The 21,947-nt window shown below is 52.0% G+C and carries 16 protein-coding genes; 2 read left to right on the plus strand and 14 right to left on the minus strand.

Annotated features, from left to right (window positions below):
• On the minus strand, window positions 1-4,349 hold a 4,349-nt coding region (locus tag HEQ50_RS10730; protein WP_211089320.1), incomplete at its 3' end, for an MBG domain-containing protein.
• 48 nt (window positions 4,350-4,397) lie between these two features.
• Window positions 4,398-4,808 carry a hypothetical protein gene (locus HEQ50_RS10735; RefSeq protein ID WP_168900515.1) on the minus strand — a complete coding sequence of 137 codons (411 nt, stop codon included), beginning with the start codon at window positions 4,806-4,808 and terminating at the stop codon, window positions 4,398-4,400.
• 1,505 nt (window positions 4,809-6,313) lie between these two features.
• Here HEQ50_RS10735 and HEQ50_RS10740 point away from each other — a divergent pair.
• Both HEQ50_RS10740 and HEQ50_RS10745 read left to right on the plus strand, forming a co-directional pair.
• Window positions 6,314-6,499, plus strand: coding sequence for a hypothetical protein (locus HEQ50_RS10740; RefSeq protein WP_168900516.1), 186 nt, complete (start codon window positions 6,314-6,316; stop codon window positions 6,497-6,499).
• A gap of 3 nt (window positions 6,500-6,502) precedes the next feature.
• A complete protein-coding gene (locus tag HEQ50_RS10745) occupies window positions 6,503-9,421 on the plus strand; it encodes a hypothetical protein (protein ID WP_168900517.1) in 2,919 nt (972 codons plus the stop codon).
• A 228-nt stretch (window positions 9,422-9,649) separates the two neighbouring features.
• Here HEQ50_RS10745 and rplS read toward each other — a convergent pair whose 3' ends face one another.
• From rplS to ftsY, 12 genes are all read right to left on the minus strand, one after another.
• A complete protein-coding gene (rplS, locus tag HEQ50_RS10750) occupies window positions 9,650-10,006 on the minus strand; it encodes a 50S ribosomal protein L19 (RefSeq protein WP_168900518.1) in 357 nt (118 codons plus the stop codon).
• A 112-nt stretch (window positions 10,007-10,118) separates the two neighbouring features.
• Entirely contained in the window at window positions 10,119-10,898 is a 780-nt protein-coding gene (trmD, locus tag HEQ50_RS10755; protein WP_168900519.1) for a tRNA (guanosine(37)-N1)-methyltransferase TrmD, read from the minus strand.
• Entirely contained in the window at window positions 10,898-11,416 is a 519-nt protein-coding gene (rimM, locus tag HEQ50_RS10760; protein WP_168900520.1) for a ribosome maturation factor RimM, read from the minus strand. Before rimM ends, trmD begins: the two co-directional genes overlap by 1 nt.
• 588 nt (window positions 11,417-12,004) lie before the next feature.
• Window positions 12,005-12,265, minus strand: a complete 261-nt coding sequence (locus tag HEQ50_RS10765; RefSeq protein ID WP_168900521.1) for a KH domain-containing protein — start codon at window positions 12,263-12,265, stop codon at window positions 12,005-12,007.
• 9 nt (window positions 12,266-12,274) lie between these two features.
• Window positions 12,275-12,550, minus strand: coding sequence for a 30S ribosomal protein S16 (rpsP, locus tag HEQ50_RS10770; protein WP_020088982.1), 276 nt, complete (start codon window positions 12,548-12,550; stop codon window positions 12,275-12,277).
• 87 nt (window positions 12,551-12,637) lie between these two features.
• A complete protein-coding gene (locus HEQ50_RS10775) occupies window positions 12,638-12,934 on the minus strand; it encodes a hypothetical protein (RefSeq protein WP_168900522.1) in 297 nt (98 codons plus the stop codon).
• Window positions 12,931-14,286, minus strand: coding sequence for a VWA-like domain-containing protein (locus HEQ50_RS10780; protein ID WP_168900523.1), 1,356 nt, complete (start codon window positions 14,284-14,286; stop codon window positions 12,931-12,933). The genes HEQ50_RS10775 and HEQ50_RS10780 overlap by 4 nt, the downstream gene beginning before the upstream one ends.
• Before the next feature lie 3 nt (window positions 14,287-14,289).
• A complete protein-coding gene (locus tag HEQ50_RS10785) occupies window positions 14,290-15,471 on the minus strand; it encodes an ATP-binding protein (protein WP_168900524.1) in 1,182 nt (393 codons plus the stop codon).
• Between the two features lie 98 nt (window positions 15,472-15,569).
• The gene (locus tag HEQ50_RS10790; RefSeq protein ID WP_168900525.1) at window positions 15,570-18,218 is read right to left on the minus strand and encodes a cation-translocating P-type ATPase; all 2,649 of its coding nucleotides are present in this window, start codon (window positions 18,216-18,218) and stop codon (window positions 15,570-15,572) included.
• Between the two features lie 313 nt (window positions 18,219-18,531).
• Complete coding sequence (gene ffh / locus HEQ50_RS10795) at window positions 18,532-19,986, minus strand: signal recognition particle protein (protein ID WP_168900526.1); 1,455 nt, start codon at window positions 19,984-19,986, stop codon at window positions 18,532-18,534.
• A gap of 19 nt (window positions 19,987-20,005) precedes the next feature.
• Window positions 20,006-20,347 (minus strand): putative DNA-binding protein, encoded by a 342-nt coding sequence (locus tag HEQ50_RS10800; protein WP_057735329.1) that lies wholly within the window; start codon window positions 20,345-20,347, stop codon window positions 20,006-20,008.
• Between the two features lie 337 nt (window positions 20,348-20,684).
• Window positions 20,685-21,947 (minus strand): signal recognition particle-docking protein FtsY (ftsY, locus tag HEQ50_RS10805; protein WP_232842745.1); only part of this gene is annotated, 1,263 nt, incomplete at its 5' end.

The raw sequence follows: 21,947 nt of genomic DNA on the forward strand, positions 1-21,947 counted from the left end.
GTCTTTTCTTGCGGATCAATTATGACCGCAACTACCCGTGGATTGATCAGAAGTGTCCCATCAATAAACTGAGCATCATAGTTAGGATTATCAAAAGTTCCCGTAATGGCATAGTGACCAACATCTTCGCCAGCTTGTCGCTGTAAATTGACATTCAGCATATCAAGAGTATCGTTCTCAGCTAGTCCTTCTTGAGAAACAATCCGCCACGTCAATGCTGGATCCGTCGAGGTCGCATTGTCATAAGTCTTACTCTGGTTGTCAACTTGAACAGTAATGGCTCGTTTGTTAATCGTCAGTTTACCTGGCGTTATTTCAAACGTATAATCATTACTCTTTGAACTGCCATTAATCGTGTAAGTCCCAACATCTTCACCAGGTTTACGTGTCAACGTGACCAAGTCTGACAATTTTTGCCCAGATGCAAGCGTTGAACCATCAGATAACTGACTGGTCAAGGTTGGGTCTACTTCACCATACGTCTTCTCTTGCGGATCAATTGTGACCGCAACTACCCGTGGATTGATCAGAAATGTCCCATCAACAAACTTAACAGCATAGTTAGCATTATCGTAAGTTCCCGTAATGGCATAGTGACCAACCTCTTCGCCAGCTTGTTTCTGCAAACTGACATTCAGCATATCGGAGGTATCATTCTCAGCTAATCCTTCTTGAGAAATAATCTGCCACGTCGATGCTGGATCCGTAGAAGTTGTATCACCATAAGTCTTGCTCCGATTGTTAATCTGAATAGTAATGGGACGTTTAGCAATCGTAAAAGTCCCGCCATCCACCGTCACATTATAGTTAGACGTCGACACATCTGACCCCGAAATCTTATAAGGTCCAACCGTTTCCCCAGCAACTCGACTCAACGTGAAGTCCTTACCAGCAGTCAATTGATGGCCATCAACAAGTACCAGTTGTGGATCCTCGTCACCATACGTTTTCGATAAATCTTTTGCCTGTACCGTCACTGCCAAGCGAGCAATTGTGAACGTCCCTTTTTTGACAGTAATATCATAGTTACTGTTAAGCTTTGAACTAGGATCCTCTGTGATGTCATAAGTATGCGCATCTTCACCAGCAGCACGGTGCAAAGTCACACCAAGTGACGCGACCGTATCACCATTCACTAGACCATCTGCGGAGTCACTAGTCAAATCAAGCGTAGGATCATCTGCCGTGCCAAAAGTCTTCCCGTGATCTTGTGCGGTTACCGTAATTTTTCGTGGTGTGACGGTCAGCTTTGCCGTTCCAAATGAGGTGGAGGTGAATGTATAGTTCTTATCTTTTGCTAATTCATCTTGGATTGCTTGCTTGTAACGAATCGTGTAGTCACCATTTACTTGTAGATCCTTAATATTGACTACGTTACCGTCTTTATCGACTACTTCAAAATCAGTCGAACTAACGGTATGGTCGGCATCGGCTTCGCCTAAGCTACCAGTAAAAGCTGGCCAGGTTCCCGCCGTGCCATCAGCCGCATGGCCACCACCATACTCGACCGTAGCCGCTTCAACAGTCGCTGCGATATTCACCGGATTGATTGTCAACATTGATGAAACGTAGAGACCTATCTGGTTATTGTTTGGATTCAAACTCTTTAAATATTCCCGTCCAGCGTCGGTTAACTTAAAGAAATATTTACCCGCTGCCTTGGGGGTAACCGGGTCACCATCTACCGCATCCGTACTGTAAAATTCATAATAATCTGGATTGCTAAAGAAGTCAGCAGATTGTTCTGTGCCACCAGTCCAAAAATCAGGACCAAAGCTGACACCGCTTAGTGAAAAGTCGATGGGACTACCATAATTTTCCTCCCAAGATTTGAACGTGGCCAAACTACTCTCGGCATCCTTATTTTCAGTTCCTAAACTCTTTAAATCAGCTTCAAATGATACCAATAGGTTTTGAACTGCTTCTAATGATGCATAACCACTCTGACCATCTGCATAAATGTCTGTTGATTCTGTGGCAGTCTTAGCAGCTTCAAAATCAGCCTTCGCGGTCCCGTTGGCTTCAGAAATATTGGTATAAGTCTCACTGACTGAATTTAGTAACGCTTGCGCATCATCCTTCTGAGCTTGCGTTAACCCAGTAATCCCCATAAACGTTTGATACATCTGCTGTGCTTGGGCCTTATAAGTATCTGCTTTTGTCTGGTTATCTGTCGCTTGTGTTTCCCAATAATCTAACGTGCTGGTCGTTGGTAACAGTAAACTTCCACTAGCTTGTGGATTGGCCTCATCTGTTGAATCAGTGGCACCAGCATTGCCAATCGTTGACCAATAGTAATCGCTACTACCAATCGTTTTACCACCACTAGTAATGGCCTGGCCATTTTGATCTACTAATGGTTGTTGATCTAAGTTGTCCGAGACCGACTGACCCGTTCCAGCTTTGACTGTCCCGGTTGTCACCGTTTGGCCATCAACTGTCTTTCCTGATCCGGAATAGTAATGGCTAATTGGTGTTGCCGTATCGTCAGTCGTTGTCCCAGATATTCCGGTCTTCGTAGTGCCTTGGTCGATTGGCAATGTATCCTCTGCAACTTTATCACCATTTTTTGGCGCGGCCAGAGTTACCTTCGTTGGTGTATACCCTGGTATTTGCACCAAAGTTGGTTCCCCATCTACTGCGACCACCGTTACTGGATCTAAGCCCGCAATGGGTTGCCCAGTGACTGAATCAACTGGTGTCACGTTTGCTTTAAAGGCTAGCCGTACAGGAATCGTTACTGTTTGGTCGTCCCCATCTTGAACCGTATAAGTGTAGTACGTATTGTCGGAAACACCGGAATTATCAATTTTTTGGGGTGTCCCGGTACTGCTAGGAGTTTGATTACCATCAATCACATAAACATTTCCTGCACTGTCAGTGGGTAAAATAGAAATTAAATTAGGGTCGACTAATCCCGCTGCAACCGCTCTTGCCGCTGCTGCTTGCGTTGAGAACACCGAAACTGTATCCCCAATGTTGGCCACTGCCTTTACAGACGCCTGATCAAGTAACGCCCCACTATCAGCAGAGTCCACTAGTTTATCCGTTAGTGTCACTGTCTTTGGCGTATAAGTGAATTTATCGATGCGCGCAGAATAATCATTCTGGTTACCACCAGTAGAGGCAGCCACTGAAATTGAATACCCCTGACTCGTATCCGTAATTGTCCGCGTAAATGTTTGTCCACCAAGCGTAACAGTCAGTGTCTTAGTCTCGGCATTGTAATCCATCGTAAAATCATTCAGCGGATTTGTCGTCCGATCATTTAAAGTGACCGCACTAGCTAGCTTCCATTCACTGGAGCTCGCCACCCGCTGTAACTTACCATTACTGTCTGTCGTCCGCCAGCCAAAATAGGGGTTAAATTGGTAATTAGTAGAAGGATCATTTTTATTCTGATTGTTCCATTCATCAAAAACGAAGCCAAAGGCATTAGCCAGTTCACCAATCCCTAATTCACCACCGGAGCCACCCTCAGTTGCTTTCGCCGGATCACCGGGAGCAAAAACAACCCCAACACTATCGGCACCACCGCTAGGCTTACTCCCAATTCCTAGCGCACCTGATAACGAAAAGTTGTGAGTAAAATCAATTTCATGTTCAAACGACACGTGGGCAACTTGATGCCCCAATACGGAGGTTTTAGTCCCGTTCTGTGTATAAACATCATGGTAATCATTCGACGTCAGCGAAACGCTTCCGTCTTTGCCAATCTTTTGAACATGGGTATTCTTAGCTGGATTAACGTTACCATCGCTGTCATCCCGATCCACGACCGTTGCCGTAAAATGATCAGCAATCTGGTCAGCTGTCAAATTAACCTCGGTATTATCAACACCGATATTAGTCGGACCGTCCTCTGAAAGGACTGGGTATTGACTACCGCTATCAGAAGTCTCAGCCGCCGAAGAGTCTGTCTTTTGTGAAGTCGCTGATGTATCTTCGGTAAGCGATTCACTCTCAGCAACTTGTTTTTGTGGCGCGTTGTTTTCTGGCTGCGTGTTGCTTTCTGGTTGCCCGTTGTTTTCTACATTCGAGCCTGAATTCTTATTTAACTCTTGGGTAGAGCTGTCAGCCGTGCCCGCACTCGTACTTGGCTTTATGCTTGATTTCAATGCTACTTGTGGTGCGGGCTTTTCTGAACCTTCCACTGCGCCAGCAACTTGACCAGTCGACGGATCGGTCGCTGCATGAACATTCATCGTTCCGGTTCCCTCAGCCAGAGCTAAGGCTGACAAGGTCACCACCAAACTACCAAAGATTCGTGTCTTCACTTTCCAACCAGTGCGCCCTTTGTACAGAATAAGATTTTTCTTAAGCCCTTGATTAACCACTTTTTGTTTCAAGATTTAGCCTTCCTCTCGTATCATTTTAATATTGCCAATCGACTAACTTTAAAAATCTACGGTTGCTTTTTTTCGCGCCAGTTCATAGTAATCAGACGCAATAATCTCGTGTTCTAAGTATTGAGGAGCCCCCTGCAAGCTCAAGGCACTTTGCCACCAATATAAATCTCGTTTACCAAAAAAGTCTGAGAATCCTTCGGCTAGTGCACGATATTGATCTCTCTCAATAAAAAACATCAATTTAACTAAATAATCTAGTTTCATTTGAGATTCTATGTACAAATCACCCGCCCTATTTCTAGTTAACTTATCGTTAAAGAGCTGAGGATGAACTTGCGACCAAAGTGGATCTGGTAAATCCATTGTGTTCTGTAATGACATCAGCGTCTTGCGCAGATCTTCCATTCGAGTATTAATATTTCCAAGAGTTTTTGAATACGCTTCACAATAACCTGTCATAAAAGGCCTCCACATTATCCATAATTTAGAATTGAACATTTTTTAGGCGACCATAGCCACCGCACCAGGCCGTATTCCTCAGCCGTAAAGCTAGTAAATCGTTATACATTTACCACTAAGACTACCGGCTTAGAGAGTCACAGTACACTTGGTCAACGCACATTTTTCGTTACCCCAGCCGCAAAATGTCGTCCAATTATTAACGCTTTCATTCGTAAAAATCTCGATTAGAATAGACTCTTCGTAGGCGTTTAATGATAGTCTCTACGTGACTATCATATAACACTAAAATTATAACGTCTACTGGATAAATATTAAATCCGCAAATATTATTCTGCTATTAAATGTTACAGTCATAACAATTTGCGATTATTGTATATCATCAATACATAATTGTTTAAAATGCACATTAGCAATGCACAGTTTGAATGTTCTTATTTTAACTTCTTATCGCTGTTTCTTCATAGCCACCGTAACTGCATAAATGCATAACTATCATGACGCATCAACATCTACTTTTAGGCTCATTTTCTATATTTATACGAGTCCATTCATTTTGCATTGTAAAGCAATCCTACATGTAGGCTACTTGTAAAGAAGCCAACGTTTTTACTAAAAAAAGATGAAACATTCATTCTTATCTCGTGTCGTACAACAAATTACCAACAATCCCCTTTTTTAGACAAGCACAACTATAATTACTATTGTTGCCGTTAACAAAACCAATGGCCTTAAATCTTTAGTCGATCTTGGTTAATTTATAACGGTGTTATGCTAGGGCGATACATCTAACTGCCATTCCAGAGGAAGCGTTTGATAATTGGCTGTTAAAGCCACTCCTCAATCCCAGAGTGTTCGATTACCACACCATCTCGTATTTACCTGGTGTAAGAAAAAATTCTCTTCAGTAGCATACTTCAAATACACTTTTCCACTACCCCTAAAACAGTATATGTCATCAACCAGGCACATTTAACAACACTTTCATTTAAACTGTTGGATAAGACAACGGTATGTTAAAAGCATTAAAATGCCGCGACTAGGATCATCCCCCCATTGAGGGGCTTTCACTAAGATGGACGAAAAAGGTCCAACTCAACACCAGTTGATAAAGAATAGTCGGTCTCGAAAGTAAATATTTTTCAACTCGATACGCCATTCTCGACACTATTAACAAATCCCTAGCCTACGTAGATCACCTATTAAGCAACAACAATGAACAATGCCAACTTGGCAACCCATTCTCCGCTATTCCGCGAAAAAAATCATCTGACCAAACGCCCTGTCAATTCAGGTCTGGATGGCTGTTCGTCAAAAAAATTCCTTGCAATCTAAAACCCAGACGAGTAAGCTCCAAAGTATGGCTGAATTTTCAGTCTGTTTTTTAACGCAAATGCAACATGCCCTATACTAATTTCTCGGGGTAGACACAAATTAGTGCTAGGACTTGCGTGAAAATACAACATGCCATATACATTTTACGGCATTATTGAGGAGTGTGAAAAATGAAACATAAGTTTTTAATCGGGGGTGCCTTGGCCGCCGGGCTGGTACTACCCGTGATTTGTGCCGGGCTGGTCATCCATTCACTTTGGGACCCGTTTGGCCGGACCAGTCAGTTACCAGTAGCCGTCGTGAATGAGGATCGCCCGGTTACTTACCAAGGCAAGCGTTTGGCGGTGGGCGAGTAGGTCGTGAACCAACTCAAACACAACCACAAGCTGGGGTGGCGGTTTCTCTCCGCTAAGGATGCCGCCACGGGCATGCGCCACAATCGGTACTATACCGTCGTGACCATTCCAGCCAATTTCTCCCAACGCGCCACGACGGTGACCGCTAGTCATCCCCAAAAGATGCGTCTAGCCTACAAAACCAACGACTCGTTGAACTATATTGGTGAGATTATCAGCCAATCCGGCGCCGCTGAATTGAATACCGCCGTCAAACGCGCGGTGACCAAGGCATACGCGCTGAGCCTATTTCATCAGATCAAAGCCAGTGGGCATGGCTTTCAAACGGCCGCCAACGGGGCCACACAGCTCAAGGATGGCACCGTCACACTGGCGGACGGCATGAATACCTATACGACGGGGGTCACGAAAGTTAACAACGGCCTCCTCCAGCTGACCACGAAAGTCCAACAACTACCAACTGGGGTTCAACAACTGTCCACAGGCGCCGATCAGTTAGCGACCGGTCTCCAGACTCTCCAGGCTAAGACCCAGCCGCTAGCCAGCGGTGTCGCACAACTCACCACCGGCGCTAACCAAGTCTCGACCGGTTCGACGACGCTATCTGGCGGCCTGCAACAATTGTCCGCCAAGACGTCTCCTCTGGCCAGCGGCGTTAACCGATTAGATAACGGTTCCGCCCAGGTCACGGCCGGGCTGAAGAAGCTCAATCACCAGACCGGGGCACTGGCCTCCGGCGTGGTCCAACTGGCCGATGGCAGTCAGGTACTGGCTACGAGCACAACCAAGTACGTCAATGGCGTTTATCAGGTTCATACGGGGCTACAACAGCTGGACACGAATGGCCAAACGCTAGCCAGCGCCGTCTCCCAGATCAGTGATGGTTCCTCATCATTGGCCAATCAAGTCGCCGGGGGCCAGGCTGGCGTCAACCGGCTGGGAACCGCCATGACCAGCTTAAAGGATCAGGCCGCCAGTGGCACCGCCACCCTTCAAACCCAGGGCGATCAGTTACAGCAAAAACTTCAGGCGGATTTAGCGACTTTAGCCGGTGCACTCGCTAGTGGTAGTGCATCGTCCGCCAAGGTGCAGGCCGTCCAAACCACGCTAAGTAAGCTGCAAGACAACGCAACATCGACCAGTACTACGGCGACCTCACAAGCCGCGGCCAAATTAAAAACCGCGGTCGCCCAGTTGGATCACTCCCAAGAAGCCTCACAATCGACTGGGATGACTCAGGCCGAAATCAACGCCAAAGTCGACGCCGTGGCCAAGGAAACGAAGATGACCACGGCACAGAAGTCGGCCATGACGGTAGCCTTGGCAAATGCTGGACAGAGTAAGCCAGCTACCACAACAACGACGACCGCGGCCAAGTCAGCCGTCACGGCGGCCGCCAGTGATCTCGCCCAAGCAAGTGCCACGGCCACACCAGATACGTCGACTACGCCAGATACGGTGGCCACGCTAAAGCGTGAAGTGGCCGCTCTGGCCCCAACCAGCAAGACGACGCCTTCGACCGCCCTGCTACAGGTCATGCAAGACGCCCAACAACTCAAGGCGCTCTTCACGACGATCACGGGTAAGATGACCCAGCAAAATCAGGCCCTTAACCAACTCGATAGTGCCGTCAACACCAATGACGATGCCCTCGTCAAACAGTACGGCGCCCTGGTTAATGGCACCCAAACCCTTTCAAGCGGCCTGACGCAGGTCAATCAAAAGGTGCCCGCCTTTACAGCCGGCATACGCCAATTGCTTGCTGGCAGCCAGCAGCTCGCCACCAACGGTCCAGCGCTGGTCAACGGTTCCCAACAATTGGCAACCGGAACGGCGAAGTTCAAAGGTGAACTGCCCGCTTTAACCGGTGGCGTGACGCAACTTCTCAATGGCTCACTCACCCTCACCAACGGGCTAGACCTCCTAAATGGCCAGCTCCCCGCCTTAACCGGTGGCATTGGCCGATTGGTCGCTGGTGCGGACCAGTTGACCATGGGAACCCACCAACTCGCTAACGGCTTGACCCAACTCAATGGTCAAGTCCCTACCTTAGTTACCGGCGTTTCACAGTTGACTAACGGTGGCACGCAATTAAAGGGCGGTCTCCAAGCCCTGAACCAGCAGGCCCCTCAGTTAGTCGCTGGCGTCAGTCAACTCTCGACCGGCGCGCAACAACTAGCCGCTAACTCCCCTAAGCTCACGGCGGGCGCACAAAAGCTCCAACGGGGCAATGGCAAATTGGCCACGGCCTTACAGGGCGGTGCCAATCAGGTAAAGGCCACGCCATTGACGGCTCAAACGGCCGATATGTTTGCCTCGCCTTCCGCCTTAACGCATGAAAGGTTCAGTTACGTTCCGAACTTTGGCCACGCCATCGCACCGTTTGTGGTTTCACTCCTAACCTTCTTAGGACTGACCGGTTTAGTCGCCTGGTTCGACTATCGTAAACAGTTACAAACGCCGCGGCAATTGGCCAACTTAACGGGATGGGTCCTGTTACAATCCCTGATTACCAGTGCCGGGATGGCCGTCATGCTTCAGGCGGCCCATCCATTCACATTCATGGCCTTAACCGGACTCTTCGCCCTCGCCGTCCTAGTCGTTGAACTCGTGCTCCGTTTCTTCCTCGGTCGTCTGGCCGTTCTGGTAATCGGCGTCCTGTTCTTCTTACAGCTCTGCGTTGCCAATGGGATCTTCCCGGTCCAAACCGTGAAGACCCTCTACGCTCCGCTAGCGAAGTTTCTGCCCATCACATACGCCAACCTGGGTCTGACGCAAGCGCTCAGTGGCACCGGCATCAGTCCCGCGGTTCTGACCATGGGAATTAGTGCCGCAGTCGTCATCATTCTGATTGGCGGCGCGCTGATTGGGTTCAAGCTCATGCGGCCCCAGGCAGCGGCAATTGACGATTCACAAAAATAGTTTTCAATGGCATTCATGTTCCTAACGCCTATGACCCAACAAAGCAGACCAACCGGTGACAGCATCGGTTGGTCTGTTTTGGCTTGCTTACCTATTGAAGGAGAAACACGGCTATATTTCCTGGTATACCAAGGCTAGCATGCCTTATCATACGATAAGTCGCTTACCGGTCGTCAAATTTGTCGAAAAAAAGACCAACCACCGAAGTGATTGGCCTTTGAAATAAAACTAGTTGCGACGGCGTTCTGGGATCCGCGCTGCCTTACCGTTAAGTTCACGGAGGTAGTACAGCTTAGCACGACGTACACGACCTTGACGAATAACGTCAATCTTAGCAACACGTGGGGAGTGTAATGGGAAGATCCGTTCCACACCGACACCGTTACTCATCTTACGTACCGTGTAAGTTGCTTGGATGCCAGCACCCTTACGCTTGATTACGACACCTTCGAACAGTTGGATACGTTCGCGGGTACCTTCGACGATCCGGGCGTGAACCCGAACAGTGTCTCCGGCACGGAAGTCTGGAACATCGTCACGTAATTGTTCTTGGTTGATCTTAGCAATTAAAGTATTTTGGCGCATAATTAATTCTATCCTTTCGCCAACATTCATTCTCAGTTTCGACAGCGGAATATTGTTTTTGTGGCTAAACAGCCAAAAGTAAGTGTATCATATCTGGAAATACCTGTAAAGGTTATTTTCTTGACTCCTGTTCGGCGGCCTGACGCTCTTCCTCTTCGATTCGGACGTCCGCCAGTAAATGCTTCTGTTCCTTGGTCAGCTTACCGTGGTCGATGAGGTCCGGCCGGCGCGTGTAGGTCCGGCGCAGGGCCTCTTTTTGTCGCCACTCGTCAATCTTGCCGTGATTGCCACTGATCAGGACATCGGGGACCTTCATCCCCCGAAAGTCGGCTGGCCGCGTATATTGCGGGTATTCCAGCAGACCGGACGAGAAGGAATCGCCGGGAGCCGATTCTTCGTTGCCCAAAACCCCCGGCAACAACCGGACCGTGGCATCGATCATGACCATTGAGGCCAATTCGCCGCCTGTCAGGACGAAATCCCCCAAGGAGACCTCATCCGTCACGAGCGAACGAATCCGCTCGTCATAGCCCTCGTAGTGGCCACACAGGAAGGTTAAGTGGTCCTCATGAGCGAACTCTTCGGCCACGTGCTGGTTAAAGGTCACGCCGGCCGGGTCCATCAGAATGACGCGGCCCTTAGGAAGTCCCTCGGCCGCGGCCTGTTCCTGGGTGGCCTTTACGGCGTCAAAGATCGGCTGCGGCTGCAGGAGCATGCCCGCGCCACCCCCAAAGGGATAGTCGTCCACGTTGCCGTGTTTGTTGGTCGAATAATCCCGAAAGTTGGTGACGGGCATGGTCAGATGGCCATTTTCAATCGCCTTACCGACAATGGAATCGTGCATGGGACCGGAAAACATATCGGGAAATAAACTTAATACATCGATGCGCATTACTCGAGTCCCTCCATTAATTCTACCGTGACCCGATGATTCTCGAGGTCCACGTCCTTCACCACTTGGTCAATCTTGGGCAATAACAGATCGTCCTTGCCTGGTCGGTCAACCACCCAAACGTCATTGGCGCCGGGTGACAGAATTTCTTTGATGGCGCCGAGCTTTTCGCCATCCTCGGTCACGACGTCCAAACCAACAATCTGGTGATAATAGTATTCGCCGGGTTGGAGTTGGTCGTTTTGGAGCTGGTCATCGGTGACCTTCAGCGTGCTCTGCTTGTAGATTTCCACGTCGTTAATCGACGGCTTGCCTTCAAAGCTCAATAGGTAGAAATTCTTGTGGGGCCGTTTGGAAGCGACCGTGAGCTTCACCGGCTGAGACTGGCCCTTTTGGAAGGCGTAGAGCGTGGAACCCACCGCAAACCGGTTCTCTGGAAAATCGGTGATGGCGACCACGCGAACTTCACCCTTGATGCCGTGCGTATTGACGATGGTCCCGACTGTGTAATATGCCATCTGACTGGCCTCCTTGTTTTTCATAAATTGCTTGCTTCATTATATTTAAATGTGTCTGTTCTGGCAACAATGGTGAATACTGGCCGCCGCCTTCCCCGCAACGAGGCCTGCGGCTGCCAGCAATTCCGCCTGCTGTGGGGACCGGCTTCAGCCAAGAAACGGGCTTCCGCCTCGCTTGGAAGCCTTACACAACCCGTAAGTCTCCCAAGTCGTCCCACGCCCTAACCTGGCTGAGAATCGCCAGCTAAGGGCGTTGTCACGGCTGGCTCCATTACTGGCCTCCTCCGGCGAGTTAGGCACCCACAACCGGCATGCTACCCAATAAAGCTCAGCCACTCGCAACCGTAGCCGTGAGTGAAGCAAAATATGAGCTCAGCCGTGGGATTTCCCAAGTGGTTTTCTTAGGAAATGGCGCCTTGGAAACACCGGTCTTTGGTGGTTTCAAGCGAGGGACGAGACCGCTTCTCAGGCTCGCCCCGGTCCTACCCACCGCGTTCCAGCTCATATTTGGCGAACGGTAAGGCGGCCAGAACCATACCACCTGGCCGTGATATTGGGTACAAAAAAACTCGAGGAAACGTTGCCGCCTCACTCGAGAGTCTTTGCCGGGCGGTCATCAATGATGAGTCGTACCCGTTTATTGCCTTGAACGCGAACGCTGTAGACGATCGTACGAATCGCCTGCGCCACGCGGCCTTGTTTGCCGATCACCCGCCCGATATCGTCCGGATGAACGGTTAACCGATATTCATAGAAGCGATCCGTCTCCGTCGGTGTAATCACCAACGCTTCGGGATGTTCCACGAGTGGGCTAACAATTGCTAGAATTAATGCCTTAAAATCGGTCATGGCTAATCACTACTTTTTAGTGTATTTAGCTTCGTGGTATTGCTTCATGATACCTGCGTTGGAGAGTAAAGTCTTAACCGTATCTGAAGGTTGAGCACCGTTGTTCAACCAGTTCATGATAGATTCTTCCTTCAACGTAATTGAAGCAGGTTGGGTAACTGGATTGTACGTTCCAACTTGTTCGATGAAACGGCCATCACGAGGACTCCGTGAGTCGGCAACCACAATCCGGTAGAATGGACGCTTCTTAGAGCCCATCCGCTTTAAACGAATCTTAACTGACATGTAGACACCTCCTGTATTTCTTTCAACGTGTAATAATATACCAGTTTATGGATATGATGTAAAGGGTTTTTTCTTTACACCTCAAAATTATTCAAACGGATGCTGTAACCAGGCCCGATCATCGGCGGTTAAATACCGCTGATTCGCGGCAATCCACCGCTGAACGGCACCGTAATCGGTGAAGTCCAATTTGACCTTACTGACGCCCGCCGCCTGTAAATCCTGGGCAAACTGCAGGTCAGCGACGGTAATCGGCGCCTGAAACAACGGATTTTCCATCGCCCGACTGCCCCACTCATTGGCCAAAATGGCCTGGGCATTACGATAAGCCGCCGTTTGTTTAATCAACGCTCTTAATTCTGCTGCACTTAATTGCTGCGTCATGACTCCTGCCTCCTTATCGCCTGCCACTGCGGATCATCGGTCAGACTCACCACCGTTCCGGGCGCCTGGTCGACCGAAAAGGCCGCGATTGGGCTCGTTAACAGCCAAATGACCGGCACCGGCAAGGTCGGTTTCAGCTGTTTCTCGCCATACCCGTCCGTCAAAATAATGACCAATTGACCGGTGGCCCCGCGCAATAACCGCGGAAGGGCATCGAAGACGGCCTGAAACCGGGTGCCACCCCCGCCCGTCCGCATCAGGTGCTGTGGGCGGCGCTGTAGGCTAAAGCGCCGATTCGGGTCCACAACCGTATCAAAGGGATAAACGGTCACCTGCGCGGGATAAACGGCCAATAACGTCGCCAATTGTCCGAGGAGGTAACTAATCTCTCGGTTGCCCATCGATCCCGACTCATCCACAAACACGGAAATCTTCTGCCAGGTCTGCACAATCTGTCCGGGTAATTCCATCCGGGCCGGTTGGCGGCGATTAAAGCGTCCAAACGCCGGTTGACGCCCCGCTGGTACCTGACCCAGACCGCGTTTCAGGAGTCGCCGCCAATCCAGCGGGTGCGTCGCCATCGTCGGCGTCAAGGCCGCCTGCATGGCCCCCGGCAAGGTTCCGCGTTGCTTGGCCGTTAGAGAATCGGCCGTCCGTTGAAAGAGCCGCTGCCGCCATTGCTCGCGGTTCGCCGCCGCATCGGGATCGGCCTGTTGCCATGCCAGATGACCGTCCAAGTCACTCGGCTCGGTCCCCGCGTTGGCGCTGCGCCGGGCTGCCGTGTCGCCGAGACTAGCCGGCCCACCAGTTGGTAGCTCCTTAGCCGTGGCCTGTTTCTGCCGGGCTTGCCACACCCGCAATTGCCGAAAATACACGGCCGAGTCCTGTTGCCGCTGGACCGGTTGGCCAATCAATTGCTGTAGTTTTTGGCTGGTAATCGCCGTCGCCGGTAAATCCGTTAAATAGTCGTTGACGGCGGCATCGGTCGCCCAGCGAACGAGTCCGGCCTGGGCCGGCGTCTTGAGTGCCGGGGCGTAGCGTTGCGGATGTTGCCACAACAAATGTAACACCGTGTGTCGGAGCATCGTCAGCCACTGCGCCCCCGTCCACGACTGCCGGCTAATCGCCTGAGGAGTCAGGCGTAACCGCCAATCGGTTGCCGTTGGCCGCAAGCCCAGGGGGGATCGATCCGTCCCAATCTCAACGGTCAGTTGACTGAGAACCCGGCCATAGAACGGGTCCGTCTGTAAGAGATACATCACGGCATTTCGGTAGGCCAATTGGGTGTTCGCCGCCTGCTGAGCGGCAGTACCGGCCGCGATCCGTTTTAAGTCTTGCGTTAAACTCGTCATCCGCTACACCTCGATTTGGCTCCCACGTTGCCCAATTGTTGTGAGTTGCTGGTACAGCTGCGCCACGCCGGGGGTCGTCGCCGTCACCGCGGCCAATTGCTCGAATAACTGGGGGCTATCCGCCATGGCCTGGGCGATGGCAAATTGACCATCGGCGGGGCATCCCGCCAATAGCTCGCTGAACCGTTGTGCGTAGCTGCCCGTGGTCAACGGCCAGTCCGATTGCGCGGCCAGGCACAACCGCAAGATCTGTTGCTGTTGCGCTGGGGCCAAGGTTTTAAAGGTCTCGGGAGCCGCGGCATCCTGATACGCCTGTTCCACGGTGAGTCCCGGCCGTTTTTCCTGGACGTAGCCCGCGAAGGCCGTGCCGACCGTCATCCCCAAATTTCCCTGCATGATGGCCGTTACGACCGCCGTCTGGTTGAACAACTGCTGCCGGTTCAGCTCCCGGAGCGCCTGTGAGACCCGCTCCCAGGCCCGTGGTGTGGGCTGGAGGTCATCATCCGCCACAGCGTCGGCCGTCGCAACCACGTGTAAATCAGCGGGGTTCTCCGCCAAATAATCCGTGACCAGCGGCACAATGCGGGGTTCGCCGGCGACTGATTGGGTTGCCCACTGCAGCCACGTTGCCGTATCGGCCGTTAACACCAGTCGGGTCGTTCGGTCAGCGATGGCGGCATCCCCTGGCGTTACGCCGTAGTGGCTCTGTTCAAAGCCGGCCATCGTGGCATCGGGATTTTCCGCTAAGATCAGATGGACCTGATCGGGCAACGTCAACGTATTGATTTGCCGCTGTAAGACCAGATTCATCAGCTCACTCTGCACCGCCTGCGTGCCCCGGTTGAATTCATCGAGGAACCAGATGATTTCTTGATCCGGGTGGGCCTCGGCGTACCGAATCATCGCGACCAGCGTGTGGGAATAACCGAACTGGACATCGGCCAATGACCCGTATTTCGCCGTCTGCACGAATGAGTCGCTGGTCAGCGGCGGCACGGGAATCACCAAGTCTCCCTTTTCGACCAAACTGACCACCGTGGTGAACAGCTTGGCGTGGCGTTGCCGGGCCAAATCGGCGACCAGCGCCGACTTGCCAATACCGGCCTCCCCCACAATGGTCGGCACGCTACCGCTCGCTAAAATTACATTTGTGGCCTGCAGACAGGCTTGATAGGTCAGTGCCACGATTCTCACTCCATTTCTATGATTTCCTACGCCAAAACGGTGGTCGCGAAAGAACACGGCCACCGTTTTGGACTCGAGTATTCAAACAGCTATTACGCTTATTTTACCACGCGTCGCTGGAAGAACTTAACAATTTCGACAATCACAATCATCATCAATGACGCGCCCAGCACGATGGCCCACTGGAACAGGTTCAACGCCGCCACGTGGAACATGCTGTTCAAGCCCGGTACCAGAATGGTCATGGCCAACAGGGCAAAGGCAATCACAATCGCCCAGTTGAAGAATTTATTCCGGAACAGCCCCACCGTAAAGATTGAGCCGTGAATGGACTTGGAGTTAAACGCATGGAAGAGCTGAATCAGCCCCAGCGTGGCAAACGCCATGGTCAAGGCATCGGCGTGGGCCAGACTGGCCGCTTGGTGCACGGGATACGTGATGGCCATCCAGTAGACGAACAGCGTGATACCCCCTTCAAGCAGGCCCTGGTAAAGAATCCCTCCGAGGACCCCACCGGAGAAGAAGTTCGACTTACGGCCCCGTGGCGGTTGTTTCATGATGTTACGTTCCATCGGTTCGATCCCTAAGGCAATCGCCGGTAGCGTATCCGTCACCAGGTTAATCCAGAGAATGTGCACGGGCGCCAAGATTTGCCAACCCAACATGGTCATCATGAAGAGCGTCAGGACTTCCCCTAAGTTGGCGGACAGCAGGTACTGAATGGCCTTTTGAATGTTGGCAAAGACCTTCCGTCCCTCTTCAACCGCCACCACAATGGTGGAAAAGTTATCGTCGGCCAGCACCATATCACTGGCCCCCTTGGAAACCTCGGTCCCGGTGATCCCCATGCCAATGCCAATGTCGGCGGCCTTCAAGGCGGGCGCATCGTTGACCCCGTCACCGGTCATGGCCACGACCTTCCCGTGCTGTTGCCAAGCGTTAACGATCCGCACCTTATGCTCCGGCGCAACCCGCGCGTAAACGGTGAAGTCCTTCACACGTTTGGCAAAGGTCGCGTCGTCCATCTCGTCGAGTTCGGCCCCGGTCACGACCGCAGCGGTGTCGCTCGGCTCCATAATGCCCAGCCGCGTGGCAATGGCGGCGGCCGTGTCCTTGTGGTCACCGGTAATCATCAGTGGGCGAATCCCCGCCGCCTTGGCATCGGCCACGGCCTGTTCAACCTCTGGCCGTTCGGGGTCGATCATCCCCACCATGCCGGCGAAGACCAGATCGTTTTCCACGTGCGCGCTGGTCAAGTCACTCGGCACCGCGTCGACGATCCGATAGGCAAAGGCCAACACCCGGAGTGCTTGCGTGGCCATCTCATGGTTGGTGGTCAAAATCGTCTGCCGGTCGGCGGCCGTTAACGCCACCACTTGACCATCCCGCGCCAAGTGGGTCACGCGTTTCAGCAGCTCATCCGGCGCCCCCTTGACCGCAATCAGAAATTGATTATCGGGTAAAGGATGAATGGTCGACATTAATTTCCGCTCGGAATCGAAGGGAATCTCGGCCACCCGGGGCAAATCGTGCAGGACCGCATCGACCGGATAGTGCCGATCAAGTTGGTATTGGACCAACGCCGTTTCCGTCGGGTCCCCGGCCAACCCGTCGTCGGTCATCTTAGTATCGTTACTGAGAATCATGGTCTGTGCTAACCGGTTGTCCCGCTCAAAGTCCACCGTGTGGGCATCGACTAGGCGAAGATCCTGGTACACTTTCTCCACCGTCATCTTGTTTTGCGTCAACGTCCCGGTCTTGTCAGATGCAATGACGTCGGTACTTCCCAACGTTTCCACCGCCGGCAATTTCCGCACAATCGCGTGCCGTTTAGCCATGCGTTGGGTCCCCAACGCCAGCGTAATCGTGACGATGGCGGGCAGCCCTTCCGGAATAGCGGCTACGGCTAACGAGATGGCCGTCAGTAACATGTCAATCAGGCTTTCCGCCTGCCGCCACATCCCCATGACGAACACGATGGCCGCAATGATCAGGATGAGAATGGTCAGCGACTTCCCGAGCTGCGTCAGGTTTGCCTGTAGCGGGGTGGTCGTCTCGTCGGCATCCTCGATCATGCCGGCAATGCGGCCGACTTCGGTCTGCATCCCAGTGGCGACCACGACCCCGGTGGCCCGGCCATAGGTGACGTTGCTGTTCATGAAGGCCATGTTGGCGCGATCGCCGATGGCCAGATCATTGGCCGTCAGCACGGCATCGTTCTTCTCGACCGGCACGGACTCTCCGGTCAGTGCCGATTCCTCGACCTTCAGTGAGCCGACCTCGGTCAGCCGCAGGTCAGCGGGGATGATGTCCCCGGCCTCTAGCAAGACGATATCGCCAACGACCAGCTCGTCACTCTTGACGGTCGTTACCACATTATCGCGGCGTACCGTGGCGTTGGGCGCCGACATCTCCTTTAAAGCATTGATGGCTTCCTCGGCCTTGGCTTCCTGAAACACCCCGAAGACGGCGTTTAAGACGACCACGATCAGGATAATCACGGCATCGACGACTTCACCGGTCAGGCCGGCGATGAATGCCGCGACCAACAAGACGATAATCATGAAGTCCTTAAATTGGGCGATGAATTTCTGCAGTAACGACGTGGTCTTCTGCTGATTCAACGCGTTCTTCCCGTTCTGCGCCAAGCGTTCTTTCACTGTGGCGCTAGTCAACCCCTGCTCGTTTGTCTGCAGGGCTTGGTAAATAGTGGATACCGGTTGCTGGTAAATTGGGACTTTGGCCATTTTCCATTTCCTCCTATGGTGTGCGCAGTCCCATTTTAGTTAACCGCTGCTCATGGTTAAGGGCCATGACAATGGGTTAAAAAAATGAGGCCTACGCATGCACACAAAAATTTGTGAACACACATAAGTCTCACTATTTAAGACAATACCGGATTGGCTTCTTGCTGACGATATTGCCGCAGAGGTTCCTGCTAGTTACTCCCTTATGACTTGCTTTAGGGGTAGTATACCGGATTAATCGCCCGGCGTCTACCTTTTTGATGCGGCCGCTTCACGACCAGTCCGGTAAAACGGCTTGGCCCCGAGTCGCGGCTTACTTGCGCCGCTTCTTCTTACTCTTAAGGCGTTTACGCTTGTTCTTCTTCATCTGTCGGGACATCCGGTTCATGGCCATCTTCTGCATGCGGCCCATGCCGGCGCCACCGCCCATGCCCGTGTTGCCCATGAGTTGTTCCATGCCGGACATGTTCCCCTTCGATACTTGGTTCATCATTTTCTTCATCTGGTTGAACTGCTTAATCATCCGGTTCACTTCATGAATCGGCCGACCAGCACCGGCCGCGATCCGCCGGCGCCGTGAGGGGTTCAATAGATCTGGATTGGTCCGTTCCTGTGGCGTCATCGAATAAACGACGGCCTTCAGGTGTTCCATGTCCTTAGGATCCATCTGGGCATTTTTCATGGCCGGATTGTTGGCCATCCCCGGAATCATCTTCATGATTTCATCCATCGGCCCCATCTTCTGAATCTGGGCGATTTGATCGAGGAAATCGTTGAAATCAAACGAATTTTCCTGAATCTTTTCCGTCAGTTCCTGGGCTTGCTTCTCATCGTATTCCTTCTGGGTCTTTTCGATCAGGGATAACATATCCCCCATCCCCAGAATCCGGGACGCCATCCGGTCGGGGTGGAAGACGTCCAAATCGGTCATCTTTTCACCTTGACCAATGAACTTGATTGGCTTACCGGTGACGGCACGAATCGACAGTGCGGCCCCACCACGGGTATCGCCATCCAACTTGGTGAGGACAACCCCAGTGACGTCTAGCTTGTCGTTAAACCCTTCGGCGGTTGCCACGGCATTTTGCCCGGTCATGGCATCGACCGTCAGAAGGATTTCATCCGGATTGGCCAGGGCTTTAATCTTGGCCAATTCGTCCATCAATTGTTCGTCGATCTGTAAACGACCGGCCGTATCAATGATCACGTAGTCATTGTGGTTCTCTTCCGCCTGGGCTAACCCTTGGCGGACAATCTCCACGGGATCCACATCGGTTCCCAGTTGGAAGACCGGCACATCAATGCCTTGGGCCACTTGGACCAACTGCTCAATCGCGGCTGGCCGGTAAACATCGGCCGCAATCATCAATGGCCGTGCCTTTTCGTCTTCCTTCAACTTCCGAGCTAATTTGCCGGCAGTCGTCGTCTTCCCGGCCCCTTGGAGCCCCACCATCATGATGATCGTCGGGATCTTAGCGGACTTGTTCAGGGGAACGGCTTCTTCCCCCATGGTTTTCGTCAATTCATCATCAACGATCTTGACGATTTGTTGGGCGGGATTCAACCCTTCCAGCACATCGGCACCCATCGCCCGGTCGCGGACCTGTTTCACAAAGTCCTTGACGACCGTAAAGTTAACGTCGGCTTCCAGTAAAGCCAACCGAATCTCACGCATCGTTTCGCGCAAATCACTCTCGGAAACTTTCCCCTTTCCTCTGAGTTTACGCATTGCGTTTTGTAGCCGTTCCGTTAATCCTTCAAACGCCATTCGTCTTGCCACCTAACTTTCATTGTTCTTCTAGATTTTCAAGTCCCGCGACCAACCGGTTGAGCGTCGCATCGTGGGGATAGTGATCCGCCACGTACGACTGAATCTCGTCAGCCTGCTGGTTGCGGGCCGTAAATTCCTGATAGAGATGGAGCTTACCCTCATAGTCCTCCAGGATCTTTTCGGTCCGCCGTAAATTGTCATAAACTGCCTGACGACTGACGTTGAATTCCTCGGCAATTTCACCCAAGGAATAGTCGTCACCGTAGTACAGTTGCATATAATTATTCTGCTTTGCGGTCAGCAACGGCTGGTAGAACGCAAATAAGGAATTAATCCGATAATTTTTTTCAATCTCCATAATTTGTCCTCCCAGATAGAAACCCTCACCGTTCATCCCAACGATTAGTCCGCACTAACCGCCCGCAAACGGACTTACACACTCTACTAGAGTACCGATTTTTAGCGGTTTCGTCAATTTTTTTCGCGAGGTTCGCCGTTAAACTGCGAAAAGAAGCCCTTTTCCTTGTCGCGGAAATGACTTCTCACTCAAATTTATCCAATAAGTACGCTACACCAGAGAAATCACCGCCCACTCATCAGCTTTTCCTGAACAGCAATTTTGCGAGCAGGCAGCAAAAAAGGCCAGCCCGCCGTAACCATAGAACGGTCACAGCTACCCAGCCCTTATCTAATCTCTATTTTTCCAACGCCTTAACGTCGATTAACCCCTTGAACAAGCCGTAAACGAACTCGTTCGGATCAAACGGTCGCAGGTCCGAAATCTGTTCACCCAGTCCAATGAACTTCACGGGCACGTGGAGCTCGTTGCGAATGGCCAAAACGATGCCCCCACGCGCCGTGCCATCGAGCTTCGTTAACACGATGCCCGTCACGTCCGTGGATTCCTTGAATAGTTTGGCCTGCGTCAACGCATTCTGTCCCGTCGTGGCATCCAACACCAATAAGACCTCGTGTGGCGCCGTGGGAATCTCCCGCGTGATAATCCGCTTCATTTTGGCCAACTCGTTCATCAAGTTCACCTTGTTTTGCAGCCGACCGGCCGTATCCACGAAGAGAATATCGTAGTCTTCGCGTTTCGCCTTCTGGACGGCGTCAAAGACCACGGCAGCGGGGTCCGATTGCGGCTTTCCAGTCACAATATCCACATCGGCGCGTTTGGCCCAGACATCCAACTGTTCCGTGGCTCCGGCTCTAAAGGTATCGGCCGCGGCCAAGAGAACCTTCTTGCCGGCTTGGTGGTAACGGTTAGCCATCTTACCAATGGTCGTGGTCTTCCCCACACCGTTGACCCCGACAAAGAGGATGACGGTGGGCCCTTCCTTGGCCATGTTCAACGCGGTACTCTCGTTGTTGCCGGCTGCATCGTAAATCTCAACCAGTTTTTCGACAACCACATTTTGAACATCTGAGGACTTCTTGGCGTTCTGTAGCTTCACTTCGTCGCGCAACTCATCACTGAGTTTAACGGCCATGTCAAAGCCCACATCGGCGCCAATCAAGGTCTCTTCCAAATCGTCGAAGAAACCCTCGTCCACGTGCCGGAAATTCGCCAGTAAGGCGTTCAACCGTTCGCCAAAAGTGTGCCGGGTCTTCTCCAAGCCCTTATCGTACAATTGCTCATCGCTGACGGGGTGCTCATCGTCTTCGGCAGACTGTTCGGTCGCAGCTGATGCCGGTACCTGATTATCGGGGACCTCGGTAGACGCTGCCGAAGCTTCATCGGGGGCTACCGACGCGCTGGTCGCCTCAATGTCGCTCGCCGTGACGGATTCTGGTGCTGCAGCCGCCGATGATTGAACCGGTTCGGTTGACGCCGCTGGTTCTGGTGCCGCCTCAGATGTGGCACGCGTTGGCGTCGCGGGGTGCGCAACGGCCGTGCTGGCATCGTCGGTCGGCGTTGCCGCGGACTGTTCCGCTACGGCCGCTGATGACGGTGC

Origin of the sequence: Lactobacillus sp. HBUAS51381 (assembly GCF_012641095.1) — a bacterium.
Classification (GTDB): Bacteria; Bacillota; Bacilli; order Lactobacillales; family Lactobacillaceae; genus Levilactobacillus.